Source organism: Collinsella sp. HCP3S3_D1 (assembly GCF_052064015.1).
Taxonomy (GTDB): Bacteria; Actinomycetota; Coriobacteriia; order Coriobacteriales; family Coriobacteriaceae; genus Collinsella.
The window spans coordinates 16,386-39,352 of the sequence record NZ_JBQHWK010000024.1; the positions used below are offsets into that span (position 1 = coordinate 16,386).

Sequence of the window (22,967 nt, forward strand, 5' to 3'; positions counted from 1 at the left end):
TTGCTGGGGGAGCAAGCGGGCGCCTGTGAGCGAATATGTTTGTGGCATCAGCTGCTGTGGGCAATGTCTCGATGACTAGTTGGTCGTGCCGGAATCGTCGCCTGAATCGGTGCCAGAGCCAGAAATCGAAACCGTCAGCGTGATCGTGCTGTCGGTGGACTGCTTGCCAGTGGGGGAGACGCCCGTCACGGTGGCGTTTTCGTTACCACTCACGGGGTTGCCGTTCTGATCGCAGAATGCGATGTTGTAGAATCCGGCGTTGTTGAGCGCGGTGACGGCGGAGGAGATACTCTTGCCGTACAGGTTGCCCGGAACGTTTGCCTTGCCGGACTTCTTGGCGATGACGACGGTAATCGTGGCGCCGGGCTTTTGCTTACCGCTGGGGTTCCAGCTAATGACGGTGCCCTCGGTGACGGAATCGTTCTCCTGGTAGGTCACATCGACGCCGAAGCCGGCCATATCGAGGGCGTTGCGTGCCTGAGCCTCGGTCATGTCGGTCAGATCGGGAACGGAGGTGGTGTCGGGTCCACTCGAGACTTTGTACGAAATGGTCGTGCCCTTCTCGACTTCCTTGCCCGCATCGGTGCCCTGTTCAAAGACTTCGCCCTTTTCGGCCTCGTTGGCTTCCTCGGTGGCATTGCCCTTAAGGCCGACGCTTGCCAGCGCCGCCTCTGCCTGGTCCTTGGTCAGACCAACGAGCTGGGGAACCTCAACCTTCTCGGAGGGCTTGGGGCCCTTGGAGATTACCAGGTTCACCTTGGTGCCCTTGGCCTTCTTGGTGTTGCCGTTGGGCGTCTGCTCGGCGACCTTGCCCTCGTCGACATCGTCGTTGTAGCTTTGGTCGATGGTGCCGAGCTCGAGGCCGGCTTCCTTGATCAGCTCGACGGCAGTCTGCTGATCCTTGCCCAGCACGTCGGGCACGGTGACCTGCTCGCCGCCAAAGAGCCCTGTGGCAAAGGCCACGATGACGCCGATTACGGCTACCGCAGCAACTACGGCGGCGATGATCTTGTTCTTGTTGGATTTGGGCTGCTCGGTGGCGTAAGAGCCGGTTGAACCCGAGACGGAGCTGCGAGCGTTATTTTGTCCGCTCACGCCCGAGACGGGGCGTACCATGGCGCGCGTCTGGTCGGATAGCTCTCGGGTCTTGGTGGCACCCAGGTCGCCAACGGCGCCGATAACGCGCGTAGGCTCCGGCACGTTGACGGCGCGACCAGACAGGTAGCTGTTGAGCACCTGACGCAGCTCGTCGGCCGTCTGGAAACGGTTAGCCGGATCTTTTTCCATGCACTTGAGGATAATGCGCTCAAGATCGGCATCGACACCGGAGTTGATCTGGCTCGGCGGCACGGGCAGCTCGTTGACCTGCTTGAGTGCGACCGAGATGGCATCGTCGCCGTCGAAAGGCACGCGGCCGGTGGCGCACTCGTACATCACGACGCCCAGCGAGTAAATGTCCGAGGTGGGGCCTAGATCCTGCCCGCGGGTCTGCTCGGGGCTTACGTAGTGGGCGGTGCCCAAAACGTTGTTGTCCTGCGTAAGGTGGCTGTTCTTGGCGCGCGCGATGCCAAAGTCCATGACCTTGATGTTGCCGTCGGGCAGCACCATGATGTTCTGCGGCTTAATATCGCGGTGGATGATCTCGTGCTTGTGGGCGACCGAAAGTGCGGAGCTGATCTGCGAGCCGATCTGAGCGACCTTTTTGGGATCAAGGGCGCCGTGGCTCTTGATGCCGCTCTTAAGGTCGGTGCCGCGCAGGTATTCCATGACGATGTAATAGGTGTCGCCGTCCTTGCCCCAATCGTAGACGCCGACGATATAGGGGGAGGAGAGGCCGGCGGCTGCCTGGGCCTCCTGCTTAAAGCGTGCAGCAAAGGTGGCGTCGCCGGCATATTGCGGCAGCATGATTTTGATAGCTACCGTGCGGTCGAGGACCTGGTCCTGTGCACGGTAGACGGTCGCCATGCCGCCTGTCCCTACCTTATCCTTGAGGAGGTATCTTCCCCCGAGGACCCTCTGTTCCATTCCTGCTCCTAACATGACTATTCGCTCAACGATGTGTGTAGTACCAAATTTGAGGCCGCTGGGGCCGTGTGGCGCATTGCCGCTAGTGTTATCGGCCGCGGCACGCCCCATGCTTGCGCATCAATCACGGGCATCACGCTCCCTGGGCGGCAAGCGCCGCGGTCAGGACGATGCCGGCGATCTTTGCCGCCTCGACGTCGTGCTTGTCGTAATCCTCCAAGGCTACCGAGATGGCGACCGTGGGTGAATCGTAAGGCGCAAAACCGACGAACATCGAGTTGACCTTGGTGCCGACGATCTCGGCAGAGCCGGTCTTGCCGGCAACCTTGACGCCCGGAATCTGGGCATCGGTGCCGGTGCCGGATTGAACGACGTCGAGCATGGCCTGTTTGACCTGTTCGGCCGTGGTGGCGCTGACGGCCTGGCCCAGTGAGCGGGACTGCGTGGTCTTGACCACGGTTCCGTCTGGGGCGAGCACCTGGGCAACGAAGAACGGGTCCATGACGACGCCGCTGTTGGCGATGGCCGCCGCGATAACGGCGTTCTGCATGACGGTGGTCTGCGGACCCGGCGTGTGGTCCATGCCGACGGGCTGGCCGGCGCCGGCCCAGGCGAGCTCCCATTCCGTCATCACCGACGGGTCGGGCATGATGGAGGGCGTGGTGGAGAAGTCTTGGCCGAGCGACTGGCCAAACCCAAAGGCGTTCGCCTGGTTGACGAGCGTCTCGGCGCCGAGGTCGCGGGCCAGCTGGCCGTAGGCGACGTTGGACGACACGGCAAACGCGCGGCGGAGCGAGATGGTGCCGTAGCCGATGTCGTCGGCATTGGTGACGGCAGCGCCGCCGATCTCCATCTCGGCCGGAGCGCTATAGGTGGTGTCGAGCGTCGCTGCACCGGACTCGAGCGCCGCCGAAAGCGTGACGACCTTAAACGTGGAGCCCGGAGTATAGAGGGCGTCCATGGCGCGGTCGTACATAGAACCGTCCTCACCGCCACCCGATTGCAGCAGGGCGTCGATGTTGGTGTTGTCGTAGGTGGGCGAGCTGGCACATGCGAGCACCGCGCCAGTGCGCGGGTCCATGACCACAACGGCGCCCTTAAAGCCCTTGAGAGCCTGTTCGGCAGCCGTCTGGATGCGGGAGTCGATGGTGAGTTTGGCGGTGTTGCCCGGCTGGTTTTGGCCCGCGAGCGACGCGATGGCGTTGTTCCAGCTGGAGTAATCCTTGGAACCGGTGAGCGTGTCGTTCATCACGCTCTCGATACCGGCGGTGCCGTACTGCTGGCTCACATAGCCAACCACATGGGCGGCCAGGTTGCCGTTAGGGTAGGAGCGTACGTAGGTGCCGTCCTCCTGTTGCAGCGATTCGGCCAGCGTCACGCCGTCGGACGTGATGATGGAGCCGCGCTGGATGTACTTGGAACGGGCGATGGTGTGATTGTTGGTCGGCATATCCTGGTAATCCTTGGCCTTGATGACCTGGACATAGGTGAGGTTGCCGATGAGGATGGCGAACAGGGCCGTAAAGGCAAACACCGCGCGGGTTAGGCGGTTAGCGAGCGCCACGCGGCCGAGCACGCCAGATTCGGGCGTATCGAGCAGGCGACGACGCATGCGCGAGCCGGTGGAGTGGCTGCCACGGCCGTAGGAAGACGAAGAAGCGAAGCGCGTGCCGGCATGCGCCGCGGCAGAAGCGACCTGGTCGTCAGTGATGGCGGCCATGGTACCGGTACCGGTGAGCTCGGCTTCGCGACCGGTGGCCTCATCGCCGGCGCGCAGCAAAAGCGCGACAATGATAAAGCTCGCCAGCAGCGAGGAGCCGCCCTGGCTCATAAAGGGCAGGGTGACGCCGGTCAGCGGAATCAGGCGGGTAACGCCGCCAACGATCAAGAAGGCCTGGAAGCTAATGGCGGCCGTGAGGCCCGTGGCGCTAAATGCGGCAAGGTCGGACTTAGCGCGGGCGGCCGTGGTCAGGCCTCGCACGGCAAAGAGCATAAACAGGACGAGTACGGCGCCGCCGCCCAAAAGGCCCATTTCCTCGCCGATGGCCGAGAAAATGAAGTCGGACTCGACGACGGGGATGTTATTGGCCATGCCATTACCGATGCCAACGCCGATAAGACCGCCGTCAGCCAACGAGAAAAGGGATTGCACAATCTGGTAGCCCTGGCCCTGGGCATCCTTAAAGGGGTCGGCCCAGATCTGGAAACGTACCTGGACATGCGACAGGAACTTGTAGGCGCCCACGGCACCCACTGCCAAAAGCGCAAGGCCGATGACGACATACGAGAAACGTCCCGTGGCGACGTAGAGCATCAGCAAGAAGATGGTGTAGAACAGCACGGCGGAGCCCAAGTCGCGCTCGAAGACAACGACCAGAAGGCATACACCCCACACAGCGAACAGCGGTAGCAGCAGGCGCAGGCGCGGGACCTTGAGGCCCAAGATCTTGCGATTGGAGATGGAGAGTAGCTCGCGGTTCTCGGCTAGGTATCCGGCCAAGAACAATACGATAAAAATCTTGGCGAACTCGCCGGGCTGGATGGTGAAGCCGGCGATGCGAATCCACAGCTTGGAGCCCGAGATGGTGGTGCCGATAAAGATGGGCAGCATCAGCAAGATGATGCCGATGATGCCAAAGGTGTACTTGTAGCGCATGACCACATCGAGATTCTTGATCATCGCGAGCGTGCCCACCATCAGTGCCACCGAGACAAACAGAATGACGAGCTGCGAGATGGCGAGGGCGGGTGCCAGACGCGTTACGAACGTGATGCCGATGCCCGAAAGCACAAAGACGATGGGAAGGATGGCCGGATCGGCACCGGGCGCCAGGATGCGCACGGCGATATGCGCCGCGGCGAAGGCGGCAAAGAGACCGATCGGCACGGCGAGCGTTTCAAACGAGATGGAAGCGCCTGCGGTGAGCACGTACATCGCATACAGCAGGATGACGGGGAACGCCGAGGCGATGAGCAAGAGCATTTCGGTGTTGCGGCGACTCATAAGCGGCACTCCCTTTCTAATTCTTATCGGAGGCTTCGGCCTCGGCGGACTGTTCGGCGGTTTTTTCGGAATTCGATTTGGAAGTCGATTCCTGGTCGGTGTTGTCGCGAATCGTTTGCGCGTCGATCACCTGGCGGGTCTGTTCCTCATCGATTTGATGACGGTACTTGGAGATAGTGTCCTGCGCGTCGTCAACACTCGTTTGCGGAATGCCTGCTTTCAGGCGATTCTGCGTGTCTTCGGGTAGGTCGGATAGCTTGATGGCGGTCGTGCTCTCGAGCCAGTGCAGCTTAAGGCCGAGCGGCTTGCCGGGAATGCCCCGGTAGACCGCGACGGTGTCCTTGTAGGTGCCCAGGTAATACGAGCCGGTGACGCCCGCGTAGGCCCAGATGGCTGCCGCCAGCACAAAAGCGATGCCCAGGATGGCGGCAATGGTGACGTTGCGGCGGCGAACACGCTTCGCCTCGCGCATGACGCCGTCGTCGACCAGGTCCACAACGACTACCGTCACGTTGTCGTGGCCGCCGGCAGCGAGCGCGGCGTCCACCAGGTTGTCGACGCAAATCTGCGCCGTAGACGATTGCGTGGCGATGTTTTCGATTTCGCTATCGGGAATCATGCTCGAAAGGCCGTCCGAGCACAGGATCAGGCGGTCGCCCTCTTCGATGTGCAGGGTAAAGTGGTCGGCATACATGGCGGGGTCCGAACCCAGCGCACGCGTGATAACCGAGCGGTTGGGATGGACGCGCGCCTCGTCGGCCGTAATTTCGCCAGCGTCCACGAGCTCCTCCACATAGGAGTGGTCGCGGGTCACGCGGATGAGCGTGCCCTCGTGGAGCAGGTAGGCGCGCGAGTCGCCCACGTGGGCGATGGCGAGCATGTCGTTTTCGATATAGGCGCAGGTCGCCGTGCAGCCCATACCGGGCTTGCCCAGGCCGTTGAGTGCGGCCTCGATGACGGCGGCGTTGGCAGCTTCGACGGCTGCGGCTAGGCGCGCGGCGTCGGCAGCCTGTGGCGCCGTCTTGGCGATGGTCTCGACCGCGATGGAGGAGGCTACCTCGCCGGCGGCGTGACCACCCATGCCGTCGCACACGCAAAAGAGCGGCGACTGTACCAGGTAGGAGTCCTCGTTGTGCGGACGCACGCAGCCAACATCGGAGCGGGCGCCCCACATGAGTTGCGTGGTGGTGCCGGCATCGTAGGTCGAATCGGTCTCGATGCGCTCGTCGGCCAGCGGCTCAAAACTCATGGTCGAACCAGGGTCCTTGAGCTTGGCCTCCACGGCGGCGACATCAATCTCGGCCGTGTCGCCGGGCGAGACGGCGTTGGCCTCGTTGCTCGGATCGTCGACTTTAGACGTGGCGGGCACTTCGGTTGTGTTGTCGGCAGGCTCTTCGTCTTGCGGGGCGACGGCTGCGGGCTCGGGTGCCGCGAAGTGCGCGGGCGCGGGCGTGCTGTGGGGCTGAGAGGCGTCCTCCGTCGCTGTGACGGGCATCTCTTCGGCCGTAGGCTGCACGGCCTCGGGCGCCGATGCGGCCGCGGGGGAGGATGCCGCCGCGGGTGCCGGTGTAGATGCGGGCTCGGGCGCTGCGGAGGGTGCTGGAACTACGGGAAACACCGGTGCCGCGGGCTCGGGGGCCAAAAACACCGCGGCGCTCTCATCGATTGCCGCGGCGACAGACTCGGCAAAGTGGGCCGGCGCAGGTGTAGTTTCCGGTGCCGAAGGTTGATCGGCAACGGCGTGCGCGCCGATGGGGGCATCGGTGGAATTATCTTCATCCTGGCCATCGATGGGCATTGGATGGTCTTGCGTTACATGCGAAAGAGGCAGGGAGAACACGGTGTCCTCGGGCTCCACGGGCGCAGGGCCCGCCGGGGCGGCATGAGCCGGCACGGCCGCGGGGGCAGCCAGCGCCTCGGACATGGTTGCGGACTTGTTCTCCTCGTCGATCATCGACGGTTCACCTTCATGACCACGTCGCCAATCTGGACTTCGTCGCCCTCGCGCAGCGTTGCGGGCTCCACCAGCTGGCGGCCGTTAACAAGGGTGCCGTTGAGCGAGTTGAGGTCCTCGATAATAAGTGCCGGGCCCTGCAGCGAAAAACGCGCATGCGAGGCAGAGACAAACGGCTCGTTGATGCAGATGTCAGATGACGGCGAACGACCGACGATGACGGGGCCAAGCATATCCACGTGAATACCGCGGATGCCGCGCGGGCCCTTGTCCACATCGATCGTCCAGATGGCAGAGTCGCGGCGCTGGCCGCGCACGAGCCCCACGCCGGTCTTCATGACGGCGAACAAGAAGATATAAAGCAGGACGACCAGTACGATGCGGCCTGCAAAAAGGACGATATCGATGTTCATAAGCGATTAACCCCTAAATTCAAAGGTGCTCAGGCCAAACGTTAGCAGATCGCCGTTGCGCAGCGGGCAGCGCGTGATGCGGCGGTTGTTGACGAGCGTGCCGTTGGTGGAGTTGAGGTCCTCGATCGACCAGTCAGAGCCGGTAAAGGTGAGCTGGGCATGACGGCGCGACACGTTGGGGTCGCGCAGGGCGATGTCGGATACCGAGCGCTCACGACCGATGGTCACCTGCGCGGAGGTGATGTTGTGGCTCTCGCCGCTCACGACGTCGACGAGTTGGGCGAGCGGACGCTGCGGGGCGCGGGGGCTTGCCATGTTGGAGGCGATGCTGGTCGCAGCGCCAAGGCCCACGGCGGCGCCAGTGGCAGCCGCTCCGCCCATACCGGCAAGTGCGTCGCGCGAGACGGTTTGCGGCACAGGGATGGGGGCTGCGGGATCGGGGACATTGGGTGCAAAGGGGTCGGTCACAGCGAGCGGGTCGGGAGTGGCAGCGCGGGGTGTCGGCTGCTGCTGGGGCATGGCGGCCGGGTGTTGCTGCGGCGATGCAAACTGCTGCTGACCGGCGCGGGGGGCGCTTGCGGCACGGCTTGTGGCCGAGCTGTTCTGTCCCAGGCCATTTTGATAGGCGCGCTCTTCCTCGTACAGACGGCCGAGCGTGGGAGCGTCGACGTTCTCGGCAAAGACCGAGAACTTGCCGGCGCGCAGCTGAGGGTCGATCATAAAGCGAACAAGGGGCTCGCCGACAAAGACGTAGCGGCGTTTTTCGGCCTGCGCCTTCACAAACTCGCGCACCTCGCGCGAAAGCTCGGGATAGAACGGGGCAAGCATGGGATCGTCATCGGTGGCGATCAGGATGGTATAGAGCGCCGGCGCGGTGTTGACGCCGTTGATCACCAGAGTTTGATCCTCCATGTCGCGAGCAGCCTGCTTGGCAAGCTTCTTAAAGGAGAACGGGGCACGGGTGGCACCGAAGATGCCGGCCACGTGGTCCTCGAAGATGTTCAGGAAGTTCACGAAAGATCACTCTCCGTATAGGTTCTTTGGTATCCGAGCAAATACAGGCATATCCCAACGATTATAGAGGATAGGATTCCCGCAACCGCCGCCTTGGCGACGACCGTGCCCGCAAGGCTGGCAATTTCCATATGGTGTGCAAGACAAAACGATACGGCCGAGCCGATACCGGCGACGGCAATTGCGACGATGGCGGCGAAGTTTGACCCCTGCTCGGCGCGCTTGGCATGGGCATTGAGCAGCAGCGACGTTGCCGCGGCTGCTGCTGCAATCAGTGCGAAGGCGGCCCAGAGGAACGCGTCGCCCAGCGCTGCGGCGACATTGCCAAGCCCCAGCACGCCTCCCGTAGGGAGGGCAGCTGCGGCCAGGCGGGCAAAAAGCGCGCCTATACCCGTGGCGGCAGCGGCGCTTGCCGGGCCGAGCCAAAACGCCGCGAAGCCCGCGGCGGCCCCGGCGGCAAGGATGGCGTCGCCGGTTAGACAACCTAGCGCAAGCGCGCAGGTGAGTGCCGCGCTCGCGGCCGCTTCGGTGCGTCCCCAGGCAATCCACCATCCGGACATGGCGGCGGCAAAAATGACCGCGACCGGCAGCATCGACAGGATGCCCTGCGCCTGCATGGTGGCGTTGGCCATGAGCATCAAAAAGCCCACGGCCGAGATAGCCGAGCCGATCTGCGGTGCCAAGCCTGCCGCCGCGCCAATAGCGATGGCCGCGGCGACCAGCCCGGGAAGAGCCGCGACGCCCGCTGTCTGCATAAGCAAAAAGCTGAAGGTTGCACACGTTAGTGCCGAGATACCGCGCATGGTGTAATCGCGCGCGCAGCTCCAGCGCGTGCCCGCCCAACCGAGCGCGGGGTCGACTTCGATGGCGTTATCCTCGTAAGGCAGCGACTCCATATCGTCTGCCGCGTGCTCGTCGTCCGAAAGCTCGCTTACCATCTGCTCCAAGCTGCGACGGCCTTCGCGCACGCTCCCCAAGCCGGCAAGGAGTTGGTCGCAGAATACCTCGATGCTATCGGGGCGGTCTTGCGGCATAGGGGAGAGGGCGCTCATGAGCGCTGCCTCGGCTCCCGGAGGAAAGTGCGGGATCAGCTCGCTGGGGTAGGTGGCGCCGCCGATGATGCGGTCGAGCGAGTCGGCAGGCGTTGCCGCCATAAAGGGGGCGCTGCCGCACAGGCCCTCGTAGATCACGCAGGCAAGGGCAAAGACATCGGCGCGCTCGTCGACCGTGCCGGTCTCGATATCGAGCTGTTCGGGCGGCATGTAGCCGATGGTGCCGCCGCGCGATCCGCCAAAGCCGCCGGCAGATGACAGCCGCGCCATGCCAAAGTCGGTGAGCTTTACATTGCCCGAGTGGTCAATGAGCACATTGGCGGGCTTTATGTCCAGATGAAGCACGCCGTTTGCATGGGCAAAGGTGAGCGCCTGACCCAACGCGTCGGCAATGGTCGCTGCCTCGTCAAAGGTGAGCGAGTGGCCGTCCACGCGATGCAAAAACTCGGCCAGCGACATGCCGTCGACATACTCCATGACCAGGTAGGCATAGGCGGTGTCATGCGTAAAGTCGATAACCTGCACGATATTGGGATGTTGAAGCATGGCGGCGGTATGTGCCTCGCGCAGTACATCCATGATGTCGCTGGCGGGCATGCCGGAGCCGTTGATAAGAGGGATGCGCTTAATGGCCACGCGACGACGCAGGTGCGTGTCGCGGCAAATCTCGATGGAGCCAAAACCGCCGGTCGCAAGCGTCTCGAGCGGCTGGTACCGCTTGAGCAGCTCGCGAGAGCTGGTGCCCTCCAAAGGGACGTCCGGCGAGAACCGGGCGGTATGTTGCGAGAAAAGCGGCATGGCCAACCCTCGTGCGTTTAAAGTTCGTTTGCGAGCGGCGGGCGCGGGGCCGAGCCATTCGCGGTGGCATAGATGCTGCTAGTGTAGCACGCTCTGGTGCATGGGGAGGATAGCGGGATGCGAGGCTGCCTGTCTGACTTGGCCTTAGCGCTTCTTCTTGCCCTTCTTCTGCTTGCACTGCTTGCCCTTGTTGTCCTGGGGCTTGTCTGCCTTGTCTCCCTGCTTGGCCTCGGCTGCAGCCTTCTCGGCCTTCATTTTCTTCTTCTTGGTCTCGATGCGGAGCTTTTTGTTGATGCGCGCCTTAAGGAAGGAGCCAAACTGCTCGGCGTCGCCGCGAACAAAGGTGTCCTTGGGGATCGTCACGCCCTGGTCTGCGAACATGGCAACAAAGATGCGCTCGCCGTCGAGTACGTGGTCGAGCTTCTCAAACGGGAAGAACTGCGACTTGCCGCTCTTGCCCCAAACCATCAAGCCGTCCTCGTTGGCGGCGACGCGGCGATAGCGGCCACCCATGGACTTGTCGGCCTCGACGGCGTCGATAAAGTCGCGGGCGAGCGTGTGGTGCAGGTTTTTGCTCCACCAGGCCAAAAAGGCGCCGAACACGATCAGGACGACGCCAAACTTGATCCAGTTGCCGCCGGCCACCAACATGCCGATGCCGAGCAGCGCGGCAATTGCCGCGGCGACATACAGCGAGCCGCGACGCCTGGGCGAGGCGACCAAGCGGGCGAAGTCGGTGACGAGGTCGTTTTCGTACTGATACTCGTTGAGGTACAGGATGCCGTCGTCGGCTGCTGCCTGTTTCTCGAGCGCGACCTCGACCTGGTCGGCTGCTTCGGAGGGAACGAGGTTGCTCTCTGCGTCTGCCATGCTCTTTGGACTCCTATCGCGGCGGGCTCGCCGTACGGGTTATTATGAGTGCAGTATGCCGTGCGACCGCATGGCCGTCGCGGCAACAAGACTCAGTATACCCGGGGGAGCACCCATGGAATCGTTGTACCGAAAGTATCGCCCGCTCACCTTCGACTCCGTGGTGGGCCAGCAGCATATCGTCTCGACGCTCGAGCACGCCATCACCGAGGGACGCCTGTCCCACGCGTACCTGTTCTGCGGACCGCGCGGCACGGGCAAGACCACCATGGCGCGCATTCTGGCCAAGGCGCTGCTATGCCGCAATGCCGAGGCGGCGCGCGCCGAGGGCGCAAGCGGCTGCATGCCCGACGGCACTTGCGAAGAGTGCGAGCTCATCGCCGAGGGCAACCACCCCGATGTCTACGAGCTCGATGCCGCAAGCCGTACGGGCGTGGACAATGTGCGCGAGGAGATCATCAACTCCGTTAACTTTGCCCCGGTGCGTGGCAAGTACAAGATCTATATCATCGACGAGGTCCATATGCTCACGACGGCGGCGTTTAACGCGCTGCTCAAGACGCTCGAGGAGCCGCCGGCGCACGTGATCTTTGTGTTGTGCACCACCGATCCGCAAAAGATTCTGGAGACCATCCTCTCGCGCTGCCAGCGCTTCGATTTCCACCGCATCGGCAACGAGGATATCGAGCATCGCCTGTCCTACGTGTGCGAGCAGGAGGGCTTCGATTACGACGACGAGGCGCTGGCCATCGTGGCGCGCCATGCCAAGGGCGGCATGCGCGACGCGCTTTCCACGCTGGAGCAGCTGAGCGTTTTTGGCAACGGCGCCGTGCATGCGGACGATGCCCGCTCGCTTTTGGGCGAGGTTTCGGACCAGATCCTGGGCGAGTTTGCCCGCGCCATCGCCGAGCATGATATTGCTGAACTCTATGGGCTCATTCGCGCACAGGTCGAGGAGGGCAATGACTTGCTTGAGCTGACGCGCGACCTGGTGGCGCACGTGCGCGACGTGTATGTGGCCTGCGTTGCCGGTACCCGTGCCGAGCTGTTTGAGGGCGGGGCCGAGCAGGCCGAGGCGCTTGCTGCCGAGGCCGCTGCCTTTGGCGGGCATCCGGCCGACCGTCTGGCCCGCGTGCTGACAGTGCTCGACGATGCCGCGTTGGAGATGAGGGGTGCGAGCGACGTGCGCCTGGTGCTCGAGATCGCCTGCACGCGCCTGGCACGTCCCGAGGCCGATCTGACCATTGAGGCCCTGGCCGAGCGCGTGGCACGCTTGGAGGCCATGGTCGCCAACGCCGCGGTGCCGGCGAGCGTGGCTGCTGCTGGTGGTGCTGCGCCCGCGGCTGTCGCGGCTGCACCTGTGGCGACACAACAACCGACGCTGATCTCGGGTGCCCGAGCTGCTGCCCCTGTGGCATCCGCCGCTCCCACTGCTACGCCCGCGCGCCAGGGCGGCATGCCTTGGGATCGCGGCGCCGCCGCTCCGGCGACGCAGCCTGCGCCGACCCCCAAGCCCGCTGCGTCTGCGCCTCAGCCTGCCCCGGCTCCGATGCCCCAGCCCACCGCCGCTTCGGCTCCTGCACCTGCCGCTGCGCCGGCGCCTAAGCCCCAGCCCAACACTGCCGCTCAGGTTGCTGCCGCCGGCGCCGCCGAGACCCCTGCGGTCGAGGATGCCGGCGAGCTCCAGCGCAAATGGGTCGAGGTCGTCGAGCGCGTCAAGGCCCAACAACCTTCTTATGCGGCACTCCTGTTGAACGCTCGCGCTACGGCAGACGATGGTTCTAAGCTCACGGTCTCGTTCCCTACGGCATTTGCTATCAAGATGCTCGGGCGTGCTGATACACAGGCGGTGTTTTTGCCGACAGTCAGTGCGGTCTTCGGTCGTCGCACCGTCGACTATGTTCTGGATGGGGGTGTCAGGCCGGCTCCTCAACATGAGGAGCTTTCTCCATCTGCACGGGCTGCGGCATCTGCGGACCCGCAACCCGTGTCCTCGGCGGCCCCTGCATCCTTGAGCGCCAGCGCGACGCAGCCAAAAGCGGCACCGGTAGCGGCACCGATCCCGTCGGTGACTGAACCCGCCGTGTCCAAACCGGCTGCTCCGATCCCCGCGTCCAAGCCCGCTGCCGCGCCTGCACCCAAGTCATCCGACCTGGCCAAGGCCCCCTGGCTGCGCTCCGACAACCCTGCCGGTGCTCCTGCCACGGGCAAGCTCCCGACCGAGCCCGCGCCCCGAGCGCCCGAGTGCGCGTCTGCTCCCAAGATTCAGCCGTCTGTGCAGGCTGCGCCATGGGAATCCGAGCAGGTACCCTACGACGACGCCATGGTCGGCGGCTTCGCCGGCGATGCGAGCGGGGAAGATCTTCCTCCGTTCGACGTGCCTGCCGCGGCGCCTGCGCCCAGCCCTGCCGCTTCGGCCGCAGCTCCCGCGGCTGCGACGTCCGCTCCTGCAAGTGACGACGCCCTCGCTGCCCCTTGGGAGTCCAGCCCCGGTGCTGGCAGTCCTTTCGGTCACCAGGGCGCAGCCCCGGGCATCCCGCAGACCGAGGACGAGGCCAAAGCCCTCATACGTAGTGTCTTTGGCCAGTCCACCATCTTCAAGCCGGTGGAGTAACTATGCGGGCGGGTATATACGCCGAGTTGTGAGACCTTGCATAATTCGACCTTGCATAGTCTTGGGCGGCGCGTCACGCTAGAGGACATGTACATCGACTGAGTTAGCGCGACCGCCCCGCTCGTATGCCCCGCGCCGTGGTACGATTTTTGAGTTTGAAAGTCCCGCCGTGCCCGGCTGCCCTTGCAGCTTGTCGCGCGACCACACGTAAAGGAGCCATCATGGCCGGTATGAACATGCAGCAGATGATGAAGCAGGCCCGCAAGATGCAGGAGCAGCTTGCCGCCGCGCAGGAGAACCTCAAGTCCCAGACCGTCGACGCTTCTGCCGGCGGCGGCATGGTCAAGGTGACCGTTAACGGCGAGATGGAGCTCGTCAACCTCACCATCGACCCCGATGCGCTCGATCCCGAGGACGTCGATATGCTGCAGGACATGATTATGGCTGCCGTCAACGAGGCCGTCCGCGGCGTCAACGAGCTCGCCAACAAGCAGATGGGCGCCATCGCCGGCGGCCTCAACATCCCGGGCATGCCGTTCTAAGACGCGCACATATATGAGTGCCAACCATAGTCTGCAAAAACTGCTCGATGAGCTGGGCCGTCTGCCGGGCATTGGCCCCAAATCGGCCCAGCGCATCGCCTACTACCTGCTCGAGGCCGACGCCGAGGAGGCGCGCCGCCTGGCCGAGGCCATTCTAGAGGTTAAGCAGGAAGTGCATTTTTGCAGCCGCTGCTTTAATTACGCCACCGCTGACGAGTGCTCCATCTGCCAAGACTCGATGCGCGACACCACCCGCATCTGCGTGGTGGGTGAGCCGCGCGATGTCCAGGCGATTGAGCGCACGGGCAGCTACCACGGCCTCTACCACGTGCTGGGCGGCGTGATCAGCCCCATGGACAAGATCGGCCCCGAGCAGCTGCACATCCGCGAGTTGCTGGCGCGCTTGGGCCACGAGGACATCCACGAGGTCATTATCGCCACCAACCCCAACATTGAGGGCGAGACCACGGCGAGCTACCTTGCCCGCACCATCAAGCCTCTGGGCGTCGAGGTGTCGCGTCTGGCGAGCGGCCTGCCCGTGGGAGGCGACCTGGAGTATGCTGACGAGCTTACGCTCGGCCGTGCCATCGAGGCCCGTCGTGCGATCTAGGCGGCGTCAGCTCCGCGGCATGTCCCGTCGGCCTGCCGCACGGGGCGCTCATAATTGGGCACGCGTTCATGCATTTGTTGTACAACAAACCTGCTTTTCATCCGCTTATCGCGTGGATGGGTCCACTCGCACCTCGTATTTGCCCATTCGTTGCACAACCTTTTGGGTTCGCTGATACACTCAAATGTGGATATGAAAGAATGCGCCGCTTTTAAGCGGCGTGTTTTTGTTGGAGGAGAACGCATGCGGCCCGCTAGCACTCAGACAAAGCATGGCGCCGCGGTGCGCATTCGACGCCGGCTGGGCCTGGCGCCTCGGGCGTACGTGCTGCTGTCTTGCTCGCTCGTGCTGGTCATAGCCGGTGTTTCGGCTTATGGCATGACGGTGCCGTCCATGGTACAGGCGCATGCTGAGCGCGAGCTGCATATTGGGCGCAAGGCCAAAAGCGACTTGGGAACGACAACCGGATATGCGTGGGCGAGCGTGGTCTCGCATGTTGTGTTCGGTGGCGACGATGCGGACAGTCCAGAAACATCGGACAACGAGGTTACGCTGGCAAACGGCAAGACCATCGTGCTCACCAACACCAAGGTCATTACGAAGCTTTCCAACAACAGTGTGGCTTCTGTCGTCAATAAGGCCGAGCAGCAGAAGGGGCAGGACGCCCAACAGGCAGGCCAGCCCGGCGGTTCGGGTTCGTCTGGCTCCAGCTCCGATTCGTCGGGCGGCGGTTCCGGTTCGGGCTCCGCCTCTGGCGGTGGATCTTCGAGTGATGGCTCGACGGACGGCGGTGCCGGCGGCGACACGGGCTCGGGTGGTCTCTCGGCTGCCGAGGAGGAGAGTATTCACAGCTGGCTCGTGACCAAATACAACATGCTCGATGGCTATGTCGCCCGCGCCAACAGCGTGGTTTCGACCTATAACGCTACGGGCGATACCGGACCGTGCGATAGCCTGACCAACGATATGTTTGTCATCCGTGCCGAGTTTGGCCGGCAAACGTTTTCTCCCAAGTCAAAGTGGTATCAGCAATACGCCAACCTATGGGGTTGCTACACCAATCTGTGCCAATGGGTGGGGCATTATGGCGATGACGACGTCGCGCTCAACAACTTCAATACCAAAGTGGCGGCGATCGCCCTATGACGAATAGCCTTGCTTCTGTGGCAACCCAGTCGCTCAGCCGTGACCCTATGGTGGGCCTGCGCCTGGCGCGCGTTGGAGGGTTTGAGCCCGCCATTGCGCTGGGCCCGGACGAGCTTCCCGCCTACCTGCGCCGTTTTACGATGCTGTTTGCCGATGACGCCACCATGCGCCGCGGCGGTATCGGCCGTGTGACGCGTGCCGTCAACGCGCAGGGCGAGGCCGTGGCACTCAAGCAGCTCATCTTGCCAACGCGCGACGAATTTGATGACGATGTCGCCCACGAGGCGCTGGTCACCAAGTTCAAGGCGGCGTTTCGCGAGGAATATGAATGCCATCGCGCCCTTTCGGGCCTTAGAGGCTTTCCCCGCCTGTATGGATGGGGCGAGGTTGACGGCGTGCCCGCGATTGTCATGGAGTGGGTCGAGGGCGAGACGCTCGCTCGCCTGCGCTCGCGCCTTGCCGTGGACGATGCCGGGCGTCTGTCGCCGCTCGTGGCGGCGCGCTTGGGTCGCGACCTGTTCGATCTGCTCTGCCGCATGAGCTTGGTAGGCGAGGGGTTCGTCCATCGCGATATCTCGCCCGCTAATATTATGGTGCGCACGGCGCGCCTGCCGCTCGACCGACAGCTTGCCGAAGGCACCTTCGACCTGTGCTTGATCGACTTTGGCTCTTCGCTGGCGCTCGAGCCCGCCTCTGCGGTGGCCGGCACCGGCGGCAAGGCGTCGTTTACCGAGCGCTATGCCACGCTGCGCCGCGCGACGGTGGCCTACGCCCCGCCCGAGATGCTCACCGACGATATTCCCGACCTGCGCATGCTTCGCATGTCGCCGGCAATCGATGTCTATGCAGCGGCGAGTACGGTCTACGAGCTCATCGCCGGTGTCGCGCCGTACGAAGTAGCGCCGGGTGCGTCGGGTACTTCGGGCTCGCGCAAAAAGACGTGCGATATCGCCAGCCCTTATCGCCTCAAGATGGATACGCTGCCCGATTATCCCGTTGGCGCCCACGCGCCCGGCTGCGACTTGACGCAACTGCTGCGACGCGAGCCCGATGTGGCACTTGCCGCGGCCGAACAGGCTCAGCAGCTGGGGCTCGATCCAAATTCCGAGGATCTGCGCGATGCGCTGGCATTTGTCGATGCCCAGTTGTTCGACGTGGTCATGGCCTGCCTGTCCTGCCATCAGGAAGATCGTCCCGAGCCGGCTGCGGTGGAGGCGGCGCTCTCGGCATTTTGCGACCACTATGCGCAAAATGTCGCCCGCTCGCTTCGCGCCGAGCCGCTCATGCCGTGCCCGATGGAGGTATCGGGGCACACGGCCCGGCGTGCGGCGATGGTTGGTGCGACGGCGGTATGCGGCGTGCTTTGGGCTGTGGTCGTGGTATCAGCTGCGCTGTTGGCGTCGGGCGCCCATGTGACGCTCGTCGTGGGACCGCTTATGTGGTCCGGGAAGCTGCCGGCCATTATCGCCGCACTGGCGTTGGCACCGCCGGGCATGGTGGGCATCGCTGCCGGCGCCATGGCACACGATCGTCGCACGGGGTTCCTGCAAGGCGTACTGGCGCTTTCTGCCTGCGAGGTTCCGGTGCTGATCGCGGTTGCATGCACCGTGTTTTCCCAGCGCGCCGTAGCGAGCGGCTTCGTTGCCGCCTTAATTGCAACCTATGCGCTCACGTGGTTTTTGCTGGCGATGGGGTTTGCCTTTGAGCTTCCCGTCGTGTCAGCGCGACGTGCGAAAATTTCCATGGCGACGCCGCTTGCCGGCGGAGCCGCGGCTGCTCGCGCCTTTGGCGGGCCGGCCGAAGCATCCGACACTATCTCTGCGACCAAGGAGGGCTAAGCCATGGCTTCTCAAGCTGAGCTCACCCCGTGCGGGGCAATGTTTGACATCTTTAAGCGCGCAGCGCACCTGAGCCATATCGAACTGTGCGGCCTGGTGCTCTCGAGCCGCCCGCTCGTCGACGGCCGTAGTCCGCAGAGCCGTGCTGCCGATCGCTCTTGGGTTTCGCGCTTTATCGTGCGCGCGCCGGTTGGCACGCTGCAGGAACGTTATTTTGCCGATTACGGTACCTCGGCCGCGCGCATTATGTCGCAGCTGGCCCTGCGCCGCCGCAATCCCATGGACGCCGCGGCCGTGACCAACATGGTGTGCGGCCCCGCTGGCGAGCCCATGGTGCGGGCACTCGAGGAATGCCATCAGGACACGAATCTCTATCGCAATGCGCTCGAGCGCCTGTCGCAGGCGGCTGAGCTCATGCCCGCCGAGCGCGCCGAGGCCATCCTGGTGCTGTTTGTCGCCGTGGGCTGCTCGGCAGATGTCCGCTCGTCGGTGACCTATGCCCTCGACTACGCTCATGCGACCTGTGGCGGCGCCACGTCGACGCCGCGCTCGCTGAGCACCTCGACGGTCACGGGCGAGCACGAGGCGGCGCCTGCGCACCCGTTGGGACTGCTGCGCGTGCAAAACGGCTACGTGGTGAGCGCCCCGTGCTGGATTCAGCCGAGTGAGGAGGGCGTCGAGATCGGCGCGCTGGCGACGGGGGAGGGCGATATCACCGATGTGGGCGATGACGTTTCGGCTCGCCATGCCCACGTGTGGTGCGATGACCAAAATGTCTGGTACGTCGAGGACCTGTCGTCCACCAACGGAACCGTGGTGGTAAACGGCGCGACGAACGTCTGCACCCAGGTCGAGCCCGGCCGCTCCGCTCAGCTCAACCCCGGTGACGAGCTCAGGCTCGGAGAATCCACAACCTACGCCATCCTCCTCGGCGCCCTCTGACTCATCTCCTAAATAAGTTGCGGTGAAATAGGGACTGTTTAAGGCTACGGCCGGCAAAAACAGTCCCTATTTCACCGCAACTGCCATTTGGTCCCTCGGTGACGGAAGGATTATTTTTGCCCTTGATGGTCGCTCGGGATAAACCTTTACCGCCCGCCTATATTTGTCGAAATTACACTTGACGGCGGGGTACAATAAACCCGCATGCGGATTTCCGTTGCGGGCGCTTCCCATCACCGGGGCGTGCCCGGGAGCATCCGGCATGCGGCCTTTGCGGCGCTCGATCATGTGCAAGACGGGTAGCTGGGCCTGTGGAGCGCGTGCAGCCTCCTCGCCTCGGCATGCCTTCTCTCCACGCCATGTACCTGCTGCTGAGTCCGCCTGTCAGATGACTGGAAGCAACAGCGAAAATCCCATCACGCCAACATCCCGGTAATCGCCGGGGCCTGTATACCTATATGAGAGGAGAGGGGTATATGGCGCGTAAGTTTAAGTCTATGGACGGCAACGAGGCGGCCGCATATGTTTCGTATGCGTACACCGAGGTAGCGGGAATTTATCCCATTACGCCGTCCAGCCCGATGGCCGACCATGTCGACCAGTGGGCGGCCCAGGGTCGCAAGAACATCTTTGGCACCCCGGTCAAGGTCGTCGAGATGGAGTCCGAGGCGGGTGCAGCCGGTACCGTTCACGGTTCGCTGGGCGCCGGTGCTCTGACCACCACCTACACGGCTTCTCAGGGCCTGCTCCTGATGATCCCGAACATGTACAAGATCGCGGGCGAGCAGCTCCCGGGCGTCTTCCACGTCTCCGCGCGTTGCGTCGCTTCCCACGCCCTGAACATCTTTGGCGATCACTCCGACGTCATGGCCTGCCGCCAGACCGGTTTCGCCATGCTCGCCGAGGGCAACGTCCAGGAGGTCATGGACCTCTCGCCGGTGGCTCACCTTGCCGCCATCGAGGGTAAGACCCCGTTCCTCAACTTCTTCGACGGCTTCCGCACCAGCCACGAGATCCAGAAGGTCGCCATGTGGGACTACAAGGATCTTGCCGAGATGTGCGACATGGACGCCGTCCAGGCTTTCCGCGACCACGCGCTCAACCCTGAGCACCCGCACACCCGCGGCAGCCATGAGAACGGCGACATCTTCTTCCAGAACCGCGAGGCCTGCAACAAGGTCTACGACGAGCTCCCTGCCGTCGTCGAGGGCTACATGAAGAAGATCAACGAGAAGCTCGGCACCGATTACGGCCTGTTCAACTACTACGGCGCTCCCGATGCCGATCGCGTCGTCGTGTGCATGGGCTCCTTCTGCGACGTGCTCGAGGAAGTCATCGACTACCTCAACGCTCACGGTGAGAAGGTCGGCCTGGTCAAGGTTCGCCTGTTCCGTCCGTTCTCCATCAAGCACTTCGTGGACGTTCTCCCCGAGACCGTCCAGAAGATCGCCGTCATGGACCGCACCAAGGAGCCGGGTTCCATCGGCGAGCCGCTCTACCAGGACGTCGTCTCCGCTCTCTACGAGGCCGGCAAGACGGGTATCAAGGTCGTCGGCGGCCGTTACGGCCTGGGCAGCAAGGACACGCCTCCCGCGTCCGCGTTTGCCGTCTTCGAGGAGCTCAAGAAGGACGAGCCCAAGCGCGAGTTCACCATCGGCATTGTCGATGACGTGACCAACCTGAGCCTGCCCGAGGCCGAGGATGCGCCCAACACCGCAGCCCCCGGCACCATCGAGTGCAAGTTCTGGGGTCTGGGTGGCGACGGTACCGTCGGCGCCAACAAGAACTCGATTAAGATCATCGGCGACCACACCGACAAGTACGTTCAGGCCTACTTCCAGTACGACTCCAAGAAGACCGGCGGCGTTACCGTCTCGCACCTGCGCTTTGGTGATTCCCCGATCCGCTCGCCGTACTACGTGACCAAGGCCGACTTTGTCGCTTGCCACAACCCCAGCTACATCGTCAAGGGCTTCAAGATGGTCCGCGACGTCAAGCCTGGCGGCACCTTCCTGGTCAACTGCCAGTGGAGCGACGAGGAGTTCGCCGAGCACATGTCCGCCGTGGCCAAGCGCTACATCGCGAACAACAACATCAACGTCTACCTGATCGACGCTATCGACCTGGCCGCCAAGGTTGGCATGGGCAAGCGCACCAACACGGTGCTCCAGTCCGCCTTCTTCGCGCTGGCCAAGGTCCTGCCCGCCGAGGACGCCCTGCAGTACATGAAGGACGCGGCTACCAAGTCCTACATGAAGAAGGGCCAGGCCATCGTCGACGCCAACCACAAGGCCATCGATGCCGGCGCTACCGCCTTCCGTAAGTTCGAGGTTCCGGCCGACTGGGCTACCGCCGAGGACGCCGCTCCTGTCGAGCTTTCCGAGGAGACCAAGTCCGCTATCGCCCAGCAGGTCAAGAACCTGCTCGAGCCCATCGATCGCATGGATGGCGACAGCCTGCCCGTTTCCGCCTTCGTCGATTGCGCCGACGGCCAGTTTGAGCTGGGCGCCTCCGCATACGAGAAGCGCGGCGTCGCCGTGGTCGTTCCTCACTGGGACGAGACCAAGTGCATCCAGTGCAACCAGTGCGCCTATGTGTGCCCGCATGCCACCATCCGTCCGTTCGCGATGACCGAGGACGAGGCTGCCGCCGCGCCCGAGGCTACCCGTACGCTCGACGCCATGGGTCCCAAGGCCAAGGGCATGAAGTTCACCATGGCCGTGTCCCCGCTCGACTGCATGGGCTGCACCAACTGCGTCAAGGTCTGCCCCAAGGGCGCCCTCGAGATGGTTCCCGCCGAGCAGGAGATGGATCAGCAGCCCGTTTGGGACTACATGGTCAAGAACGTCTCCGAGAAGAAGGAGCTCATCGCGGCCAACGTCAAGGGCAGCCAGTTTAAGCAGCCCTACCTGGAGTTCTCCGGCTCCTGCGCCGGCTGCGCCGAGACCGCTTATGCACGTCTGGTGACCCAGGTCGCCGGCGACCGCATGTTCATCTCCAACGCCACCGGCTGCTCCTCCATTTGGGGCAACCCCGCTGCCACCGCTCCTTACTGCAAGGACAAGGACGGTCACGGCCCGGCGTGGAACAACTCCCTGTTCGAGGACAATGCTGAGCACGGTCTGGGCATGGCCATCGGTTACGAGGCCGTCCAGAATAAGCTGATCGCCGCCACCCAGGAGCTCATCGCTGCCGATGGTCCGTCCGACGAGCTCAAGGCCGCCGGTCAGGCTTGGATCGACTCCGTCAACGACGCCGAGGCCTCCAAGACTGCTGCTGCCGCCTACGTTGCCGAGCTCGAGAAGTGCGGCTGCGACGCTTCCAAGGCGATCCTCGCCGACAAGGCTTACCTCACCAAGAAGTCCTTCTGGATCTTCGGTGGCGACGGTTGGGCCTACGACATCGGCTTCGGTGGTCTGGACCACGTCCTGGCTTCTGGCCACAACGTCAACGTCTTCGTCTTCGACACCGAGGTCTACTCCAACACCGGCGGACAGGCCTCCAAGGCTTCGAACCTGGGCCAGGTTGCTCAGTTCGCCGCTGCCGGCAAGGTGACCAAGAAGAAGTCTCTGGCCGAGATCGCTATGAGCTATGGTTACGTCTACGTGGCGCAGGTCGCCATGGGCGCCAACCCGGCTCAGACTCTCAAGGCCATCCACGAGGCCGAGGCCTACGACGGCCCGTCCCTCATCATCGGCTACAGCCCCTGCGAGATGCACTCCATCAAGAAGGGCGGCATGCAGAACTGCCAGGCCGAGATGAAGAAGGCTGTCGAGTGCGGTTACTGGAACCTCTTCCGCTTCAACCCCGAGGCTGCTGCCGGCAAGAAGTTCTCGCTCGATTCCAAGGAGCCCGCGGGCGGCTATCAGGAGTTCCTGATGAACGAGGCCCGTTACGCTTCGCTGACGCGCTCCTTCCCCGAGCGCGCCGAGGAGCTCTTCAAGGAGAACGAGCAGGCCGCTATGGACCGCTACGCTCACCTGCTGAAGCTTAAGACGGTGTACAACGAGGCCTAGGTCTCCCACCGCAGGATCTGAGGGCTAACCTTCGCGGACGTCCTCGGACATGAAAGAACCCCCGCTGCGCACTGAACTGCCTCCCATTTCTTGGACATGAGAAATGGGAGGCTTTTTATGCGTGTCGAC

14 protein-coding genes are annotated in these 22,967 nt (G+C 63.4%); 7 read left to right on the top strand and 7 right to left on the bottom strand.

Annotated elements, in window-relative coordinates; all coding sequences use genetic code 11:
* Window positions 1-75: 75 nt before the first annotated feature.
* The 7 genes from pknB to ACTNDJ_RS08070 form a co-directional block, all read right to left on the bottom strand.
* A complete protein-coding gene (pknB, locus tag ACTNDJ_RS08040) occupies window positions 76-2,025 on the bottom strand; it encodes a Stk1 family PASTA domain-containing Ser/Thr kinase (protein ID WP_441083514.1) in 1,950 nt (649 codons plus the stop codon).
* Between the two features lie 133 nt (window positions 2,026-2,158).
* The gene (locus ACTNDJ_RS08045; RefSeq protein ID WP_441041749.1) at window positions 2,159-5,029 is read right to left on the bottom strand and encodes an FtsW/RodA/SpoVE family cell cycle protein; all 2,871 of its coding nucleotides are present in this window, start codon (window positions 5,027-5,029) and stop codon (window positions 2,159-2,161) included.
* Between the two features lie 16 nt (window positions 5,030-5,045).
* Complete coding sequence (locus ACTNDJ_RS08050) at window positions 5,046-6,983, bottom strand: Stp1/IreP family PP2C-type Ser/Thr phosphatase (RefSeq protein WP_441083515.1); 1,938 nt, start codon at window positions 6,981-6,983, stop codon at window positions 5,046-5,048.
* Window positions 6,980-7,396, bottom strand: a complete 417-nt coding sequence (locus ACTNDJ_RS08055; protein ID WP_055250779.1) for an FHA domain-containing protein — start codon at window positions 7,394-7,396, stop codon at window positions 6,980-6,982. The genes ACTNDJ_RS08050 and ACTNDJ_RS08055 overlap by 4 nt, the downstream gene beginning before the upstream one ends.
* 6 nt (window positions 7,397-7,402) lie before the next feature.
* A complete protein-coding gene (locus ACTNDJ_RS08060; RefSeq protein WP_441083516.1) occupies window positions 7,403-8,410 on the bottom strand; it encodes an FhaA domain-containing protein in 1,008 nt (335 codons plus the stop codon).
* The gene (locus ACTNDJ_RS08065) at window positions 8,407-10,260 is read right to left on the bottom strand and encodes a serine/threonine-protein kinase (RefSeq protein ID WP_441083517.1); all 1,854 of its coding nucleotides are present in this window, start codon (window positions 10,258-10,260) and stop codon (window positions 8,407-8,409) included. Before ACTNDJ_RS08065 ends, ACTNDJ_RS08060 begins: the two co-directional genes overlap by 4 nt.
* A 144-nt stretch (window positions 10,261-10,404) precedes the next feature.
* Window positions 10,405-11,130, bottom strand: coding sequence for a hypothetical protein (locus tag ACTNDJ_RS08070; protein ID WP_427719328.1), 726 nt, complete (start codon window positions 11,128-11,130; stop codon window positions 10,405-10,407).
* A 115-nt stretch (window positions 11,131-11,245) separates the two neighbouring features.
* Between ACTNDJ_RS08070 and dnaX the strand changes: the two genes are divergently transcribed.
* The 7 genes from dnaX to nifJ all read left to right on the top strand — a co-directional run bounded on the left by dnaX (window position 11,246) and on the right by nifJ (window position 22,838).
* A complete protein-coding gene (gene dnaX / locus ACTNDJ_RS08075; protein WP_441083518.1) occupies window positions 11,246-13,744 on the top strand; it encodes a DNA polymerase III subunit gamma/tau in 2,499 nt (832 codons plus the stop codon).
* A gap of 221 nt (window positions 13,745-13,965) precedes the next feature.
* Complete coding sequence (locus ACTNDJ_RS08080) at window positions 13,966-14,286, top strand: YbaB/EbfC family nucleoid-associated protein (protein ID WP_427719331.1); 321 nt, start codon at window positions 13,966-13,968, stop codon at window positions 14,284-14,286.
* 13 nt (window positions 14,287-14,299) lie between these two features.
* Window positions 14,300-14,896 (top strand): recombination mediator RecR, encoded by a 597-nt coding sequence (gene recR / locus ACTNDJ_RS08085; protein ID WP_099432550.1) that lies wholly within the window; start codon window positions 14,300-14,302, stop codon window positions 14,894-14,896.
* A 243-nt stretch (window positions 14,897-15,139) separates the two neighbouring features.
* Window positions 15,140-16,042 (top strand): hypothetical protein, encoded by a 903-nt coding sequence (locus ACTNDJ_RS08090; RefSeq protein ID WP_441083519.1) that lies wholly within the window; start codon window positions 15,140-15,142, stop codon window positions 16,040-16,042.
* Window positions 16,039-17,880, top strand: a complete 1,842-nt coding sequence (locus ACTNDJ_RS08095) for a serine/threonine protein kinase (RefSeq protein WP_441083520.1) — start codon at window positions 16,039-16,041, stop codon at window positions 17,878-17,880. Before ACTNDJ_RS08090 ends, ACTNDJ_RS08095 begins: the two co-directional genes overlap by 4 nt.
* 3 nt (window positions 17,881-17,883) lie before the next feature.
* Window positions 17,884-18,822, top strand: coding sequence for an FHA domain-containing protein (locus tag ACTNDJ_RS08100; protein ID WP_441083521.1), 939 nt, complete (start codon window positions 17,884-17,886; stop codon window positions 18,820-18,822).
* Between the two features lie 476 nt (window positions 18,823-19,298).
* The gene (gene nifJ, locus ACTNDJ_RS08105; RefSeq protein ID WP_441083522.1) at window positions 19,299-22,838 is read left to right on the top strand and encodes a pyruvate:ferredoxin (flavodoxin) oxidoreductase; all 3,540 of its coding nucleotides are present in this window, start codon (window positions 19,299-19,301) and stop codon (window positions 22,836-22,838) included.
* Window positions 22,839-22,967: the final 129 nt, after the last annotated feature.

Bases quoted from the DNA above. Each gene is read 5' to 3' on its own strand.
- dnaX (WP_441083518.1), top strand. From the start codon at position 11,246: ATGGAATCGTTGTACCGAAAGTATCGCCCGCTCACCTTCGACTCCGTG.
- ACTNDJ_RS08055 (WP_055250779.1), bottom strand. From the start codon at position 7,396: ATGAACATCGATATCGTCCTTTTTGCAGGCCGCATCGTACTGGTCGTC.
- ACTNDJ_RS08095 (WP_441083520.1), top strand. From the start codon at position 16,039: ATGACGAATAGCCTTGCTTCTGTGGCAACCCAGTCGCTCAGCCGTGAC.
- pknB (WP_441083514.1), bottom strand. From the start codon at position 2,025: ATGGAACAGAGGGTCCTCGGGGGAAGATACCTCCTCAAGGATAAGGTA.
- ACTNDJ_RS08045 (WP_441041749.1), bottom strand. From the start codon at position 5,029: ATGAGTCGCCGCAACACCGAAATGCTCTTGCTCATCGCCTCGGCGTTC.
- ACTNDJ_RS08050 (WP_441083515.1), bottom strand. From the start codon at position 6,983: ATGATCGACGAGGAGAACAAGTCCGCAACCATGTCCGAGGCGCTGGCT.
- ACTNDJ_RS08065 (WP_441083517.1), bottom strand. From the start codon at position 10,260: ATGCCGCTTTTCTCGCAACATACCGCCCGGTTCTCGCCGGACGTCCCT.
- recR (WP_099432550.1), top strand. From the start codon at position 14,300: ATGAGTGCCAACCATAGTCTGCAAAAACTGCTCGATGAGCTGGGCCGT.
- ACTNDJ_RS08080 (WP_427719331.1), top strand. From the start codon at position 13,966: ATGGCCGGTATGAACATGCAGCAGATGATGAAGCAGGCCCGCAAGATG.
- nifJ (WP_441083522.1), top strand. From the start codon at position 19,299: ATGGCGCGTAAGTTTAAGTCTATGGACGGCAACGAGGCGGCCGCATAT.
- ACTNDJ_RS08100 (WP_441083521.1), top strand. From the start codon at position 17,884: ATGGCTTCTCAAGCTGAGCTCACCCCGTGCGGGGCAATGTTTGACATC.
- ACTNDJ_RS08070 (WP_427719328.1), bottom strand. From the start codon at position 11,130: ATGGCAGACGCAGAGAGCAACCTCGTTCCCTCCGAAGCAGCCGACCAG.
- ACTNDJ_RS08090 (WP_441083519.1), top strand. From the start codon at position 15,140: ATGCGGCCCGCTAGCACTCAGACAAAGCATGGCGCCGCGGTGCGCATT.